The following is a 15,652-nucleotide window of genomic DNA, read 5'->3' on the forward strand; positions in this document are numbered from 1 at the left end:
CCTTCCAATTTGTGATCGATCTCCCATAAAAAATCGAGAAATCGGGATTCTGCGGCTCTCGAATCCGATAGCATGGCTCATTGTGACTGCGACTACATCAGACGGAAAACTCTCCGCGCGGCTCATCTTCATCGCCCTCGGGGCGGCATTGGGTGGGTTCGTTTTCGGATATGACTCATCAATCGTTAACGGCACCGTGGACGCTGTCGAGCACGAATTCGGGCTCAACGCGGTAACCATCGGATTCACCGTTTCCTGCGCCCTGCTCGGCGCAGCACTGGGAGCCTGGATAGCGGGTGTGGTCTCCGAACGCGTGGGACGCGTGCGCACCATGCTCTTCGCCTCCATCCTCCTGGCAGCATCAGCCATCGGCTGCGGCCTGTGCTTCGGCGTAGCCGACCTGATCATCTGGCGCATTGTCGGCGGCATCGGCGTGGGCTTCGCCTCGGTGATCGCCCCTGCCTACATTGCCGAAGTCTCCCCGGCCGCGCATCGCGGACGCCTGGGCACCATGCAGCAGATGGCCATCGTGCTGGGCATCTTCGTGGCCTTCCTGGTCAGCGCGCTGCTGGTCTTCGTCATGGGCTCGGCGGATGCCGTCGGCTTGTTCGGCCTGGCGGCCTGGCGCTGGATGTACCTGTCGCTGCTGGTTCCAGCAGTGCTCTACGGCCTGCTCTCGCTGCGCCTGCCCGAATCTCCCCGCTACCTGGTCGAGCGCGGCCGCTTCGTTGAAGCAGCTACCGTGCTGACCCGCGATATGGGCATGAACGCCGGCACGGATACCGAAAAGAAGATCGAAGAGATCCGCTCCACCGTGCACATCGAGCGCCGCCAGGTCTTCAAGGACCTGCTGGGCCGCTTCGGTTTCCACCCGCTGGTGTGGGTCGGCATCCTGCTCTCGGTCTTCCAGCAGTTCGTCGGCATCAACGTGATCTTCTACTACTCCACGACGCTGTGGAAGTCCGTCGGCTTTGCCGAATCGGATTCCTTCACGATTTCGCTGATCACCTCGGCGACCAACGTGCTGGCAACGATCGTGGCGGTGCTGCTGATCGACGTGCTGGGACGCAAGCTGCTGCTCACCATCGGCTCGGCCATCATGACCTTGTCGCTGGGCATGATGGCGGTAGCGTTCGCGCAGTCGGTAACCATCGACGGCGCCGTGTCGCTGCCGGGCAGCTGGGGCATCGTCGCCCTGGTCTCGGCCAACCTGTTCGTGGTCGGCTTCGGCGCCACCTGGGGTCCGGCCGTATGGGTATTGCTCGGCGAGATCTTCCCGAACTCGATCCGCGCCATGGCACTCGGAGTGGCAGCCTCGGCGCAGTGGATCGCCAACTTCGCCGTTTCCACCACCTTCCCGGCCCTCGCCGAGGCAGGCTTGGCATTGGCCTACGGCATCTACGCATTCTTCGCGCTGCTTTCCCTGATCTTCGTGATCTTCCTGGTCAAGGAAACCAAGGGGCGCCAACTCGAGGAGATGACCCTCTAGGCACCACCCGCAGGGCATTGCGGATTGCGCAAAGGAGGCAGGAACCAAGATGGTTCCTGCCTCCTTTTGCGTGCCCGGATGCTTACCAGGCCTTGTTGGGCACATCCACGCCGACGTCGCTTTGCAGCGAGAGCACATGCTCCAAGCTTGGCCGCCCTTCCAGCGTCGGGCCCTGGCCGGCGAGCGCCACGCTGACTGTCTGCCCCGGCTGCAGGTCCACCTGCTGGCCGCGCACCCAGATCGGACGGGAGAAGGCTCCGTGCAGGGTGAAATCAATGGCTTCAGCCCGCAAGCCCACGGAAATCCTCATGCCCCGCCACCCGAGGTTGAAGCGCAGGGCCCGCCATTTCTCCGGGAGCCGCGGATCAAAGCGCAGCTGGTCGTCATCGTCGCGCAGTCCCGCGAAGCCGTAGATCAGCGCCGACCAGACGCCACCGGTCGATGCCACATGCACGCCGTCAGCGGTATTGCCATGCAGGTTTTCCAGATCCACGTTCAGCGCGTGCTCGAAATACTCCCAGGCAAGATCGCGGTAGCCCACCTCGGCGGCGAGAATCGATTGCACTGTCGCCGACAGTGTCGAGTCGCCCGTAGTCAGCGGGTCATAGTAGTTGAAATCCGCAAGTTTCTGCTCGGCGGTGAAATCGCTGGAACGCAGCCACAAAGCCAGCACCGCGTCGGCTTGCTTGATGACCTGGAAGCGGTAGATCACCAGCGGATGGTAGTGCAGCAGCAACGGCCGCTTATCCGCACCGGTATTGGCCAGGTCCCAGACTTCGCGGTTCAAGAAATGCTCGTCCTGGGGGTGGATTCCGACCGTTTCGGAATACGGGATGTGCATGCAATCAGCGGCCTTGAGCCACAGGGCGATCTCCTCGTTTTCCAATGAGTGCCTGCTGGCCAGTTGCGCGAACTCGCGCGGATGCTCTTGGGCCATTTCGGCCAGCAGCTGGGCGCTGCGGCGCAAATTGAAGCGCGCCATGACATTGGTGTAGAGGTTGTCGTTGACTACCGCGGTGTACTCATCGGGCCCGGTGACCCCATGGATATGGAAACGCTCATTGCCCTGCTCGCCACGCCAGAACCCCAGCGAGGCCCACATGCGCGCAGTTCCCACGAGGATTTCGGCGCCGCCGGCCAGCAGGAACTCGTCATCCTCCATGACCCCGAGGTACCGGTTGAGCGAATACACCACGTCGGCATTGATATGGTACTGCGCAGTGCCAGCCGGATAATAGGCGCTGGCTTCCTCGCCGTTAATCGTGCGCCACGGGAAGAGCAGGCCTTCCTCGTTCATGATCAGCGCCCGCCGGGTCGCTGCAGGAATCATCGAGACCCGGGCGCGTAGCGTGTTGCGCGCCCACTGCTGGTTCGTATAGGTCAAGAACGGCATCACATAGATTTCGGTATCCCAGAAATAGTGCCCGGAATAGCCGTTGCCGCTCACGCCCTTGGCGCTGATGCCCAGGCCGTCGGCACGTCCGGCAGCTTGGGCGAGCTGGAACAGGTTCCAGCGGATCTTGCGCTGCAGCTCGGGCTCATCGCTCTCCACCACCACATCGCTGCGGTCCCAGTAGTCGGCCATGAAACGGCGCTGGGTGCGGAAGTGCTCGTCAATCCCCAACGGCACCAGGTGCTCCAAGGCCCGCTCAGAACGCAAGAGCATCTCCTGGGCCGGATGGCGCCGCGAGGAGTGGTAGACCGCGTACTTGGAGACGCGCACGCCTTGCCCGGCTTCCAGCCTGGTGCTGATCACTTCATCGGCGCGGTCATCGTCCACCTTGCGGACCACGGACAGCTCCGCCTGCGCTCCGCCAGTGGTGGCCACCTCGTGCTCCACCATTGCTGCTACCGACATCCCGGATCCGAAGACCTGGTACGAGATGCCCAGCCGGGCGCCATCGCGGTGGGTGCCCGCCGGATGCAGCGGGTTGGCCCTGGCTTCCTCGCTCTTGCGCGGATCGGCAGGAACCCCGGCATCGGTTTCCTCCGGGGAAGCCACCTTCCGGCTGGAGCGGTACCCGATGACCGAAGACTGGATCAGCACCTGCGCCGGAGCATCGAGCAGGCGCACGTGCACGTCCTGCAGCGCCACGTGGCGATCCGTGAAGGAAATCATTGAGCGGGCAGTGACGGCTACCCGGTGCCCCTCGGCAGTTCGCCACAGGGTGTGCGCGGTCAGCGTCCCGTCAAGGAAATCCAGGCGCAGCTCATCACGCAGCATCTCCGTGCGGCCGACTTCCAGGGCTTCGTCATTGATGAACACGCGCATGGTCCGGAAATCCGGGGCGCTGATCATGGTCTGTCCGGTTTCGGCCAGCCCGAAGGCGCTCTCGGCATGGCGGATTTCCCAGGTCTCATGCAGCCCGTTGATGAATGTGCCACCTCCTTGGTCCCCCAGACCCAGTTGCGCAGCCCGTGCACCCAGAAAACCGTTGCCCAGAGAGAAAACGGTGTCTTCGGCGCCATCGCTGTCTCGCTGGTTCCCGCGCCACAGCGACCAGGAGTCCTCTTCCCAGGCCTTGGCTGCTTGCTCGGAGACCAGTTCGGAAAGGTCATGAACCACAAAATGGGCCCCTGCATCCAGCAAGGCGGCCTCATTGCCTTCGCGGGCCACGCCGATGACGCCGAAGCCCCCGGCACGCGCTGCCCTCACCCCGCTGGTGGCATCCTCGATGACGGCGCATTCTTCCGGACGCCAACCCAGATCGGCGGCGGCAGCCAGGAACGTGTCCGGGGCTGGTTTGCCCGCCAGCCGGCGCGCAGCAGCTTCCTGGCCGCTCATCACCAATGGGAAGTGCTCGGCCAGTCCTGCGGCAGCCAGTACCACGCGGGCATTGCGCGAGGAGGACACCACCGCGACGTCCAGCCCGGCATCCAGCACCTGTTGCAGGTAGGCCACGGAGCCGGCATAGGGGTCGATCCCGTCGCGCTGCAGCACTTGGGTGAACTTTTCGTTCTTCATATTGCCCAGCGCGCAGATGCTGCCCTCCCCCGGCAGATCGCTTTCATCCCCGCGGGGCAAGCTGATGCCGCGGGATTCGAGGGTGGCCGCCACCGCGTCATAACGCGGACGGCCGTCAAGCAGGTTGAAATAGTCCTCGGAAGTGTATGGGGCCACGCCCGGGTGCTTGTCGAAAAAGGTGGTGAAAAGTTCTTCCCACGCCTTGCGATGCAGCAACGCGGTAGGAGTGATCACGCCATCCAGATCAAAGAGGACGGCCTTGTAATCACGATGTCGGTACTCAGGACGAAAAGCGTTCACAATCGAAATCCTTCGAAAGAGGAGCGAATTACTGGCCGTAGTCCTTACCGTAGCAACTGAACGCGCTTGCTTCGACATACTACGATAAGAATGTGGCTCAGTGGATAGATGTATGGAATAGCGAAGACTGGCGTGAGGCAACCGCCGAGTGGATCGATGCTGCGTGCGAGGCATATGGCATTCAACGCACCGCAGGACCGGATTTTTGGCCCGCAGATTTGCACCAGATCCAGGCGGCGGTTCAGACCGGTGCCGCAGATCTGATCTTCAGCGCCAACGCTCCGGGGCTGGCTTCGGAACCAGCGACCACGGTCGCTGCCGGCCAGCTGCTGCCCGATCGCGTGGTGATGCCACTGGCTATCGACCGGATCGCCGGCTACATGCTCAGCCCGGATTTCGGGCACACCCTGGCGGATCTGGGCGATTCGGTGGAGAACTGGGAGCTGGCCATGGCCTCGCTCGGTTCCTTCCAGGTCGCGCTGATGGGCCACGAGGAAGAATTCTTTGATTCCGGGGTCACCGTGGTGGACCCGCAGTTCCTGCCCGAGCAGTACGAGCAGGCGCTGATGATGCATGTGTCCCTGGACCCGGCACACCCGCTGTACCTGGATGGATCCATGGCGGACAAGATGGTTTCGCATCTCGATGAGTTGAGGAGGGCCACCGCTGCCCTTCATGCCGGTGCGGTGCCGTTGAGCATCGAGCACGGCAACTTCGATCTGTCGCAGGTGGTGGTTCCTGCCGAGGCCGGAGACCACGGCCGCATCCTGAATCTGTCCTCCGCGCACTGGGCTCACCCCTTCTCATCCCTGAACACGCCGCTGGCCGCCATGTGCGAAGCGTGGGATTGCGATACCGGTGATGAGCGAGTGATGAAGGTGCTTTTCGCGTACCTGGACCAGTTCTCTGCCTACGGCTCAGCAGATGAGCTGTACGACCTGATTAATCCAGCCTGCCTGGTTGCGCCGCTGTCGCAGCACGAGACCTGGTTGCGCCTGCTCCTGGATGCCAGCGACGAGCAACTGCAGGAGCACGCCGAGACCGTTTTGGGAACCCTGGATATCTCCTAGGGCCGCAGTTCAAGAGCCCAGAACCCTGGCCAGCAAGGCCGCGTCATCGCTCATGATGGCGTCGGCCTTGCGCTCCATCAGCAGCCGCATGGTCGGCTCGTCGTTGATGACCCAGACATGCACCTGGGCGCCGGCTCGGTGGACCGCCTTGATGAATCGACGGGTCGCTACCGGCAGCATGCCCTGGTTCAGCGGCACCTGGACCGCCCAGAAGCCTGCCAGCAGCCGCTTGGGAACCCAGCCCAGCAGGTGGGCGCACAGCCAGATGGCGACAATTTCCCGTTGACCCGGCGAGCGCCGTATCGGAGCGGAAAGCAGGTGGCCGACCGCGGCGCTGCGTGCCGTGGAGAAGGACGCGAGGGCAATTTGCCGATGGGCTTTCCTGCGCTCGATGAGCTCGGCCAGCGGGCCGATCACGTGCTCGTCCTTGACGTCCAGGTTCAGTGTGGCGTGCGGGAACGCATCGAGCAGTGCATCAAGCGTGCACAGCGGTTCCCCTCCGGCCCGCACCATTGCCAGCTGCTCGTCGGTGAAGTCGTTGAAATTCCCGCTCGCGTCGGTCACCCGGTCCAGGCTCTGGTCATGGAACAGGTAGACCGTGCCGTTGGCTGAGGCGTGCACATCCGATTCCAGATGGGTGATGCCCAGGTCTGCGGCGCGCTGGAAGGCTGCCAGCGTGTTTTCCTCGTTGCCCGTGCGTACGCCGCGGTGCGAAAAGGCGTAGGTCATTTCAGCAGGCCTTCAATGACCTGGGCTACCCCGTCATCGGCCAGCGAGGGTGCACGGAAGCGGGCGGAGGCCAGCGCCATGGGGTGTCCGGAGGACATCGCGTAGCCGTGGCCGGCGTATTCGAGCATTTCGATGTCGTTGGGCATGTCGCCGAAGGCCATCACTTCAGCTGCGGCAATTCCCAGGCGCTGGCAGTATTCATGCAGCGTGGTGGCCTTGTGGATATCCACATGCGCCATTTCCAATAGGGAAACGTCGAAGGCGGAGTGGGTCACCGATACCAGTTCTGCCAGCTGCGGCTCAACCGAGGAATAGAACTTGTCTATCGGCAGGTGCTGGGAGCGGGCAAGGAATTTCACGATGCCCTCGGAATCAATTGACTCGCTAGTCAGATCCAGGACTGCCTGCACCCCGAAGTTGTGGTGGCGGTCGGCAAAGCCTTCACCCAGGTGCAGCCCCTTGGTGGTCTCGGCAGCGAAGGACGCGCGCGGTTCCAGCTCCAGGATGATTTCGCTCGCCCGCCGCGCGGTAGCCGCGCTGAGCGTGCGCGACCAGATCACTTCGTCTTGTTCCAGGTCGTAGAGCACCGCGCCATTGGAGCAGATGACCGTGCCCATCCCGCCGAAGGCTTCAATGATCGGGCTCAGCCAGCGGAAGGGGCGTCCGGTGACAAAGACGATCTGGATGCCAGCGTCGCGAGCTTGGATGAAGGCACGTTGGGTGCGTTCGGAGATGGTGCCGTCCTTGGCGACAATGGTGCCGTCGAGGTCCGAGGCGATCAGCTTGATCATCTACAGCTCCTGGCGGCGTGGCGGGTTCGCCCCGGCACGCTGCACGGTCACCGCGGCGGCCAGGGCCGCGAATTCCAGGGCTCGCGAAAGCTCCGCAATCTGCAGCTGGTTCAGCTTTTCGCGGTTGGCCGCGCCAATCAGTCCATGTTCGGCCAGCCAGCACAGCAGCGCGGCGGTGAAGGTATCGCCGGCACCCACGGTATCGGTGACTTCCACCGACGGCGCAGTGAATTCGGCGTCGCCGGCGCGAACGACGCCCCAGGACCCGCGCGAGCCTGCGGTGGACACCACGATCGCCGGACCCATGTCCAGCCAGGCACGGGCCGAGTCCTGGACCGAGCGCATCGGGTACAGCCACTTCAGGTCGATGCCGGAGACCCGCACCACGTCGGCCTGGCCGACGAATCGCTCGACCTCGGCCACGGTCTGCGAATGGTTGGTGACCAGCGACGGGCGCAGGTTCGGGTCGTAGCTGATGGTGGCATGGGTGCGCGCGGCCGAAAGCAGCGGCAGCAGTTCTCCGGGGCTGAACAGGGTGGCGATGGAGCCGGTGTGCACCAGCTCGGCATCCTGGGCCAGCTCCGGCCCGATGGTCGGCATCTGCCAGTAGGCGTTGAACGCGAAGGCCGCGCCGCCGGCCGGGTCGAGGATGCCATGGGCAATGACGGTGGCCTGGTCATCGGCTCCGCCCAGGTATGCCACGTTGTTGTCCTTGAGGTAATCCTCGATCTTGCGGCCCTTGTCATCGGCGCCCCAGCGGGAAATCAAGGTTCCCGGGTACCCCAGGCGGGAGAGCGCAACCGCGACGTTCAACGGGCTGCCGCCAACGAACTCCTGGGCTGGGGCAATGCCGGAGGCCAGGACGTCAACGAGGGCCTCGCCGATCACGGTCGGGTTCATGCTGCTCCTTCAGTAGTGCAGTGGGGACAGGGCACGCACGCAGGCAGCCCATTGGCTGCTGTGCGGATCGATCCAGGTGTAGTGGTCGCCCGCGAACAGCGAGAAGCTGTGCTCCTGTCCGAGCGCAGCCGCTTTCTGGGCTGCGATACGGGCAATTCTTACCGGAACATCGCCATCGTCCCGTCCATGAAAGATTACGACACGGGCATGCATTGGCCATAATTCCACCGGATTGCAGGCGCCCAATGGCGCGCCTGCGAGCATCTCGTCCACTGCGCTGCCGCTGAGCTTCAGGCGCTGCGCCGTTTCAAGGTCCAGGACCCCGGCCTGGCTGATCACCTGGGAGACCCGTGCATCATGGGCGGCCAGCACGCAGGCCAATTGCGCTCCGGCTGAATGGCCGATCAGCGTGATCGGCCCTTCTTCCTTGACCAGGCCCAGCGCGAGCCGGGCATCGGCCAGCATTTTCGCCGCGCTGCCCGGCCCACGCCGGTATTCGAGGTTGTAGGCAGGGATCCCGCGGGCGGCGAGATCCTCTGCCAGGGGCACGCCGAGGCTAGCGGTGTACTTTTCACGCCAGTATCCGCCGTGGATGATCATCACCGCTCCGCGAGCGGTGGTGCGTTCCGGCTCGTAGAACTGGACCTGCTGGTCCGGGTGCGCCCCGTAGTGCATGGTCGGCGCCCCGGCTAGTTGCCCGGGAAGACCGCGGCGCGCTTTTCGACGAAGGCGGCACGGCCTTCCACCGAGTCGGCGGTTCCGAAGGCCTGCTGGAAGGACTGTGCTTCAACCAGCAGGGCGTCATGGGTGTTCAGCGCGTCCATGTCCACCATCGCGGCCTTGGCATTGCCAACGGCCGTCGGTGCCACCTTCGCGATCTCCTCGATGGTGGCCACGGCCTGGTCAATCAGTTCCCCGGCCGGGACAACGCGGTTGGCCAGGCCAATGCGCAATGCTTCCTCGGACTTGATGCGGCGGCCGGTGAAAACCAATTCACGGGCCATCGCGTTGCCGACACGTCGCGGCAGGCGCACCATGCCGCCAAAGCCGGGCACCAGCCCGAGGTTGACCTCCGGCTGCCCAAAGCTGGCCGTCTCGGAAGCGTAGATGAAATCGCAAGCCAGGGCGAGTTCGCAGCCGCCGCCCAGGGCGAAGCCGTTGACTGCGGCGATCACTGGAACCTGCAGCTTCTCCAGGCGTTCGGTGACCGCGTGCATCTGGCGCCCGTAGGCCAGCGCCGCCGCCGGGTCCATTTCGCGCAGCTGCACGATATTGGCGCCGGCGACAAAGGACTTCTCGCCGGCACCGGTGAGGATCACGCCGCGGTATTCATAGCCGGTGGCCTCGAACCAGTCCAGGAAGGCTTCAAGGTCGTTGACGACCTCTTTTGCCAACGCGTTCAGCGACTTCGGCTGGTTGACGGTCAGGATGAGGGCCGAGCCCTGGGTGCTCAGGCTGAGGGTATCGAATTGCTTCATACCCCTAACTCTCTCACGTAACGCGCGTCACGTATTGGATTGTCAGCGGTGCTTGCGTGGCTTTGCCTTGGCACCCTGCGGCTTCTTGGATGAGCTCTTGGCCTGCTGTTTTGCCTTGGCTTGGGCTTTCGCCTTGGCCTTCTTCTGCTCATTGACGCGCTTGGCCTTCTGCTCCTGCTTGCGCACCGAAGTCTGGCGCGATGAGCTGGCGGTACGTCCGCGCACAATGCCGATGAATTCTTCGAGCAAGGCGGTGTCTTCGGTGGCGGTAGGCCAGGCGATGCCCACCTGGGTTGGCGAACCGTCTTCAATGAAGCGCACCACCACGTCCTTGCGGGCGAAGAGCCGGGCAATGGACTGCGTGGTGCGCAGCACCTGGGCGCCGGAAGCGACAACTTCCATCGCTACCGGAATGCCGCCCACGGATTCCGGGTAGTCGGCCAAGTCGAGTTGCGGGAAGGACTCTACGGTCTCCAGCGGAACGGATTCTTCGAAGTACTCCACGTCGTGGTCTTTGCCCGCGCAGACCACTTCGAGTTCCTCGTAAAGCGGGATGACGTGGCGCGTTGCGTCCTTGGGCGAGTCGCCGCGATAGCGCACGAATACTGCGTCAGCCTCGCCATTGGCCAGCAGATCCAGGATTTCCCCCTCATCCAGGCGCCAGGCTTTCAGCTCGATGGCAGGATAGCGTTCCTGGAAGCGGTCCATCCATTTGCCGGGGGTGACGCCGGTTGCGTAGGCGATTCGAAGTTTCTGCACGGGTTAAGCCTACGCTCTGCCGGGTTAAATGGCGCAGGCGGGCACCGGTGAACCGGTGCCCGCCTGCGTCCGCGCAAGCCGGGGAGGCCTACTTGTCGGTCTTGACGACCAGAACGTCGCATGGTGCCGAGTGGGCCACCGAGGAAGCTACCGAACCGAGCACGCGGCCCAGGCCCTTCATGCCCACGTTGCCGACAACGATCATCGAAGCCTTGCGGTCCTCGGCGTCGGAGATCAGCACGTCACCTGGCTTGCCGTGGCCGGCAGCAGCGGTGATCTTGACGCCTGGCACAGCGTTCTTCACGTCGTTGGCTACGCGCTGGGCCAGCTTGCGGGCCTGCTCTGCGTCGTCCAGGATCCAGGTATCGGAACCGATGGAAACGACCTCGGTGTTATCCGAAGCGTGAGCGGTGATGACCACCAGGTCAGCGTCGAGCTTGACGGCGAGTTCTGCAGCGCGGCGGGCTGCGCGCTGTGCGGTTTCGGAACCGTCTACGCCTACGATGATGGTTTCAGACATATTGTTCTCCTTATATGAGTGATGCATTAAGTGATGGGTAACACTTTATGGCCTTTAGGCCACTTTAGCCTGCAAAAAGTCCACGGCGCGCTGCCATGCGATGGCAGCCTGTTCGGGATCGTAGTTGCCGGCAGGGTTCTCGTCGTTGTGGAATGCGTGATCGGCGTCGTAGTAGAAGTACTGGACTTCCGCGCCTGATTCCTGGCGAATCTGCTCTTCCTGAGCCTTCGCCTGAGCCGGCGAGTACATCTGGTCCAGGTTCGCGTAGTGGCCCTGGATGGCCGCGCGGACTCCGGAAAAATCGTTGGGCACACCCTGGCCGACGCCATAGAAAGGCACGGCCGCGGCAATTTTCCCGCCTTGCTGGGCAGCCATCTGCAGCACGAAACCGCCACCCATGCAGAAGCCGATGACGCCCAGCTTCTCGCTGGTGACGTGCTCATTGGCCAGCAGGTAGTCCACGGCACCGCTCAATAGCTGGGCCCCGGCGGCTTCCGGGAGCTGGGACATCATCTGCCCGGCTTCTTCACCGTCGTGGGTGATCCAGCCTCCATAGAGGTCCGGAGCCAGAGCCACGAAGCCCTGCGCGGCCAGCCGGTCGGCAACGTCGCGGATATGGTCGGTCAGACCCCACCATTCCTGGATCACGATGACCCCAGGGCCCTTGCCGAACTCCGGCAAGGCGAGATAGCCATGCGCTTGCGCGCCTGAAGAAGGGAAAGTCACGTTCTGGTGCGGGGTTTTGTCCGCCATGGTGCCTCCTGCTCTGCGTGTGCCTCCAGTTTATGCAGGTCTGGACGCCATTGGCATTGACCTGCCCCACATTGCGCCAAAGTTGTTCTATTTTCCGAGCGTGACCTCGCCGATACGTTCCAGCGCATCGACCACCAGATTCCAGAAGCCTTCGTGATCCAGGTCCACCGCCACGGAAGTATTGCAGTCGGCGGAAGCCGGCGCGCGGAAGTCCGTGACGGTCATCCCCAAGGTCAGCTCGCCACGCAGCTCAACGCTGACCGGGGCCTTGACAGTGCGCACGATATCCGGGTCGATCACGTAGGCCACGGCGCATGGGTCATGCACCGGCGGTGCATCGAAGCCCTGGTGGTCTCGGTAGGCCCGGGCGAAGAAGTCCATCAGCTCGCGCACGAAGGTCGATGGGCCGGTGCCGATCTTCTCGATGCGTTCAACCACCTCGGAGGTGGCCAACGCCTGGTGGGTCAGGTCCAATCCGACCATCACCACCGGCCAGGCCTCGTTGAAGACGATGTGCGCAGCTTCAGGATCGATCTTGATATTGAATTCTGCCACCGCCGACCAGTTGCCGGTGTGGTAGCCGCCGCCCATCAGCACCACTTCGCGCACGCGTTCAACGATGCGCGGTTCCTTCCGGGCCGCCAAGGCGATATTGGTCAATGCGCCGGTGGGCACCAAGGTGATTTCGCCGGGTTCATGGCTCATCACCAGGTCGATGAGGACGTCCACGGCGTGGCGCCCATCGAGTTCGATACCCGGCTCCGGCTGGGCCGGCCCGTCCATCCCGGAATCCCCGTGGACGTCTCCCGCGGTTTCCACTTCGCGCACCAGCGGACGGGCGCAGCCGGCCGCGAAGGGAATGCCGGTAATGCCGGCGATGGTACCCACGGCCAGCGCGTTGGCAGTGACCTTATCCAGGGTCTGGTTGCCGGCCACGGTGGTCACGGCCAGCAGGTCGATCTTGGGATTGCCATGGGCAAGAATCATTGCCACGGCGTCATCATGACCCGGGTCGCAGTCCAAAATGATCTTGCGCGGGGCATTGCTGTCCTGGGTCATGGCTTCTTCCTTCGCTCTGCCAGCTGGCGGCCGGTAGCTAAGTCGTGGGGGCGGATAGGCATCCTTTGATAATTCTTTCGCGTCCCCATGCTATCGTCAAGCGCTTAACGCAAAGCTGTCGCGTGTCACAACTCCGACTACGATGGAGCCATGAAGAATGGTGAGAAGTCCGGCAACTCGCGCGCTCCACGCCGCGTGACCGCAGCGATGGTAGCCGAACACGCCGGCGTTTCCACCGCAACGGTCTCTCTTGTTGCCAACGGGAAGTCGGCGGGCCGGGTCTCGGCCGCGAATGAGCAGCGCGTGCGTGAATCAATTCGCGAACTGGGCTACTTCGTCGACAGCATCGGCAGCTCGCTGGCCAAGGGCGTCAGTTCGCTGGTGGTCCTGGTGGCCCCGGATATCTCCAACCCCTTCTTTGCCAAGGTGATCGCTGGCGTGCGCTCGGTATTGGCTAGCGACTACCAGCTCCTGCTCTCGGTCACGGATGCCGGCGTCTCCCCCAGCGCCAGCGAAACGAGGAAGATCATGGGCCTCCGTCCGGCCGGGCTGCTGGTCCATGCCCCAAGCCAGGATTTCCTCGAGGAAATTTCGAGCAACCTCCCGCTGGTGGCCCTGGATGCCCCGGGCATCGATCCATCGATTCCTGCCGTGAATATGGACGTCGCCCAGGGAGCGCGGGAAGTCGTAGCCCATTTCGCTGCACAGGGACACACCAAGGCCGCCTACCTGGATGCCAGCACCGGCACCGAGACCCTGGCAGTGCGCCGCGAGGCCTTCCTGGCGGCGGCAAGGGAGTACGGCATCGAAGTGCTGCCATCTTCTGTTGCCAGCTCGATGATCGACGTCACTGAGGCTTCAGCAGCCTTTGGCCAGCATTGGCCCAAGTGGCATGAATCGGGCGTGACCGCACTGGGCTGCGCAACCGATAACCACGCTTTCGGCGTGCTGCATGCTTCGCGCCTGCTTGGTATCCGCATTCCGCAGCAGCTTGCGGTGGCCGGATTCGACGACCTTCCCTACTCGGCGACGTCCAGCCCTTCCATCACTTCCGTGCAGCTCAACGCCCAGGAAGGCGGGCGCCAGGCCGCATTGAAGCTGCGCGCGCTGCTCGATGGAAAAACCCCTGACCCACTGCAGACAATGCTGCCCAGTTCGTTGATTGTCCGCGGATCGACGCTGGGCAACAAAGGAGACTAGCCGGTGAACATGCATAAATGGCCTGCCAAGGTCACTGCCGCTATCGCCCTGCTGATTGCTTTGGGCCTGATCGTCATGTCCAGCGGAGTGCTGGGCCTCATTACCGGCCCGGCAACCCCACCGGGCACCGGCATCGAATCCGCCGCGCGCAGCTGGGTGCTACTGGATTAGCTTTCCGCTCTTCGAAACTTCGGGATCGGTGCATGAGGACAAATCGAAGCAGCACGGCCGGCGCTTGCCATCACGCAGCTTGGAAATACTGGCCTCCACTCGGCGTTCGCGCGTGGAAGGGTTCTTGGTCGCACCGATCCAGCGTACCCATTCCCAGCGGGCCATGGCAGTGAGCCCTGCCCACATCTCATCCAGATCCCCAGCCTCGCCCAGGGCACTGGCCAGGTCCTGCGGAATGCCTGTTTCCGGCCAAGTTCGGGCGACCCGGGCGGTCAATTCCACTTGATCCCCCGCCTCGGCCAACAGCTGGGGCGCGCCCTGTCCATCGAGGGCCAACCAGTGGCCTCGGCGCCCGTCGGGATCTATCACGACCACGTGGCCTTCATGCGCCTGGAGAAGTTCCACCGCAACCTGTCCGCGGCTTGGCAATTTGTCGCTGGATTCCTGGTCGAGCCTGATTATCTTCCGATCGTTGACCAGATCTGCAGTTCCATTCAGTTCGAATATCTCATTGGATGCCGCCATGGGAATTCCCCTTCTCCGTTGTCCAAGGGCAGTCTATGGCACGGCGGCATTGCGCTTCCACGTGGCTAGACTGCTGTTATGACCCAACCTCCGCTGCTCGTTAGTTCCTGCCTGGCCGGCATCCCTTGCCGCTACAACGGCAAGGCGAAGGCAAACCCTGCCATCGTCGAGGCCGTGGCACGAGGAGAAGCCGTTGCGGCCTGCGCTGAGGAATTGGGCGAGCTCCCTACTCCGCGTCCGCCAGCGGAGATTGTCGGTGGCGATGGCCACGACGTGCTGGAAGGCCGGGCCTGCGTGATCGACATCAACGGCGAGGACATCAGCGGGCAGTTCATAGCTGGTGCCCAGAAGGTTTCGGATCTAGTCCAGCACCAGAGAATCACCGAGGCGATCCTGCAGGATCGCAGCCCCTCGTGCGGCTGCGGCACCATCTACGATGGCTCGCACACCGGAAAACTCGTTGCAGGCGATGGCGTACTGGCCGCCCTGCTCAAGCGCCGGGGCGTCAATGTCAGCGCGCCACCGGCAAACTGACACACCCTGCAAGATAACGATTCAGTTGCTCTTTTAAACAAAAAAATAACCCTCGATCCGAAGATCAAGGGTTATTTTCCATTTGTGCGCGAGGGGGGACTTGAACCCCCACGACCTTGCGATCACTGGCACCTGAAGCCAGCGCGTCTACCAATTCCGCCACTCGCGCATATTCTGTTTTCGTTGCCATCGTTCTTTGCAACAAGAAATAGCTTACACACTCATTTTCCGTTCACCTAATCGAAACCCTGATTTGTGGTTAGGGACACATGGGAAACCTTTTTGGGGCATTTATCGTTGATATTGACGCACTTGAGCCGCTCAAGGATTTTTCGGCATTTGCACAGCTGAAAACAGTAAGATCGAATATGAAGTTCTGTGTTCACAGCTTGGACGGCGTGAATGCAGG

General features: G+C 63.0%; 16 protein-coding genes and 1 tRNA gene. 5 read left to right on the forward strand and 12 right to left on the reverse strand.

Features of this window, described 5'->3' with window-relative positions; genetic code table 11:
• The first annotated feature begins 82 nt into the window (after positions 1-82).
• Positions 83-1,489, forward strand: coding sequence for a sugar porter family MFS transporter (locus ACIOJF_RS06625; protein ID WP_133833735.1), 1,407 nt, complete (start codon positions 83-85; stop codon positions 1,487-1,489).
• 82 nt (positions 1,490-1,571) lie between these two features.
• Here the strand turns inward: ACIOJF_RS06625 and ACIOJF_RS06630 are convergent, their stop codons facing one another.
• A complete protein-coding gene (locus tag ACIOJF_RS06630) occupies positions 1,572-4,754 on the reverse strand; it encodes an HAD-IA family hydrolase (protein ID WP_105658656.1) in 3,183 nt (1,060 codons plus the stop codon).
• Between the two features lie 92 nt (positions 4,755-4,846).
• Between ACIOJF_RS06630 and ACIOJF_RS06635 the strand changes: the two genes are divergently transcribed.
• Positions 4,847-5,824, forward strand: a complete 978-nt coding sequence (locus ACIOJF_RS06635; RefSeq protein WP_105658657.1) for a hypothetical protein — start codon at positions 4,847-4,849, stop codon at positions 5,822-5,824.
• A gap of 9 nt (positions 5,825-5,833) precedes the next feature.
• On the opposite strand, the gene ACIOJF_RS06640 is transcribed toward ACIOJF_RS06635, so the two are convergent.
• The 9 genes from ACIOJF_RS06640 to ACIOJF_RS06680 all read right to left on the reverse strand — a co-directional run bounded on the left by ACIOJF_RS06640 (position 5,834) and on the right by ACIOJF_RS06680 (position 12,813).
• Positions 5,834-6,553 (reverse strand): glycerophosphodiester phosphodiesterase family protein, encoded by a 720-nt coding sequence (locus ACIOJF_RS06640; RefSeq protein WP_105658658.1) that lies wholly within the window; start codon positions 6,551-6,553, stop codon positions 5,834-5,836.
• The gene (locus ACIOJF_RS06645) at positions 6,550-7,344 is read right to left on the reverse strand and encodes an HAD family hydrolase (RefSeq protein WP_105662188.1); all 795 of its coding nucleotides are present in this window, start codon (positions 7,342-7,344) and stop codon (positions 6,550-6,552) included. Before ACIOJF_RS06645 ends, ACIOJF_RS06640 begins: the two co-directional genes overlap by 4 nt.
• Entirely contained in the window at positions 7,345-8,244 is a 900-nt protein-coding gene (locus ACIOJF_RS06650; protein WP_133833739.1) for a PfkB family carbohydrate kinase, read from the reverse strand.
• Between the two features lie 9 nt (positions 8,245-8,253).
• Positions 8,254-8,919: an alpha/beta hydrolase gene (locus tag ACIOJF_RS06655; protein ID WP_332503170.1), complete on the reverse strand. Its 666-nt coding sequence runs from the start codon at positions 8,917-8,919 to the stop codon at positions 8,254-8,256.
• A gap of 14 nt (positions 8,920-8,933) precedes the next feature.
• The gene (locus tag ACIOJF_RS06660; protein WP_105662190.1) at positions 8,934-9,722 is read right to left on the reverse strand and encodes an enoyl-CoA hydratase/isomerase family protein; all 789 of its coding nucleotides are present in this window, start codon (positions 9,720-9,722) and stop codon (positions 8,934-8,936) included.
• Positions 9,723-9,764: 42 nt separating this feature from the next.
• Entirely contained in the window at positions 9,765-10,481 is a 717-nt protein-coding gene (locus tag ACIOJF_RS06665) for a LysR family transcriptional regulator substrate-binding protein (protein WP_359189300.1), read from the reverse strand.
• An 88-nt stretch (positions 10,482-10,569) separates the two neighbouring features.
• On the reverse strand, positions 10,570-11,001 hold the full coding sequence (locus ACIOJF_RS06670) for a universal stress protein (RefSeq protein WP_038992696.1): 432 nt from the start codon (positions 10,999-11,001) through the stop codon (positions 10,570-10,572).
• Positions 11,002-11,055: 54 nt separating this feature from the next.
• Positions 11,056-11,754, reverse strand: a complete 699-nt coding sequence (locus ACIOJF_RS06675; RefSeq protein WP_400341862.1) for a dienelactone hydrolase family protein — start codon at positions 11,752-11,754, stop codon at positions 11,056-11,058.
• An 87-nt stretch (positions 11,755-11,841) separates the two neighbouring features.
• Positions 11,842-12,813, reverse strand: coding sequence for a nucleoside hydrolase (locus ACIOJF_RS06680; RefSeq protein ID WP_105658665.1), 972 nt, complete (start codon positions 12,811-12,813; stop codon positions 11,842-11,844).
• Positions 12,814-12,963: 150 nt separating this feature from the next.
• On the opposite strand from ACIOJF_RS06680, the gene ACIOJF_RS06685 reads away from it, so the two are divergent.
• Positions 12,964-14,013, forward strand: a complete 1,050-nt coding sequence (locus tag ACIOJF_RS06685) for a LacI family DNA-binding transcriptional regulator (protein WP_105662193.1) — start codon at positions 12,964-12,966, stop codon at positions 14,011-14,013.
• A gap of 3 nt (positions 14,014-14,016) precedes the next feature.
• Positions 14,017-14,184, forward strand: coding sequence for a hypothetical protein (locus ACIOJF_RS06690; RefSeq protein WP_166650740.1), 168 nt, complete (start codon positions 14,017-14,019; stop codon positions 14,182-14,184).
• Here ACIOJF_RS06690 and ACIOJF_RS06695 read toward each other — a convergent pair.
• Positions 14,173-14,709, reverse strand: a complete 537-nt coding sequence (locus ACIOJF_RS06695; protein ID WP_402735394.1) for a YdeI/OmpD-associated family protein — start codon at positions 14,707-14,709, stop codon at positions 14,173-14,175. The genes ACIOJF_RS06690 and ACIOJF_RS06695 overlap by 12 nt on opposite strands.
• 78 nt (positions 14,710-14,787) lie before the next feature.
• Between ACIOJF_RS06695 and ACIOJF_RS06700 the strand changes: the two genes are divergently transcribed.
• Positions 14,788-15,243, forward strand: coding sequence for a DUF523 domain-containing protein (locus tag ACIOJF_RS06700; protein ID WP_105658668.1), 456 nt, complete (start codon positions 14,788-14,790; stop codon positions 15,241-15,243).
• Positions 15,244-15,328: 85 nt separating this feature from the next.
• Here the strand turns inward: ACIOJF_RS06700 and ACIOJF_RS06705 are convergent.
• Positions 15,329-15,412 (reverse strand) — tRNA-Leu (locus ACIOJF_RS06705).
• Between the last annotated feature and the right edge of the window lie 240 nt (positions 15,413-15,652).

The sequence above is a fragment of the Glutamicibacter sp. NPDC087831 genome, from assembly GCF_044742845.1.
In the GTDB taxonomy this organism is placed as follows: domain Bacteria; phylum Actinomycetota; class Actinomycetes; order Actinomycetales; family Micrococcaceae; genus Glutamicibacter.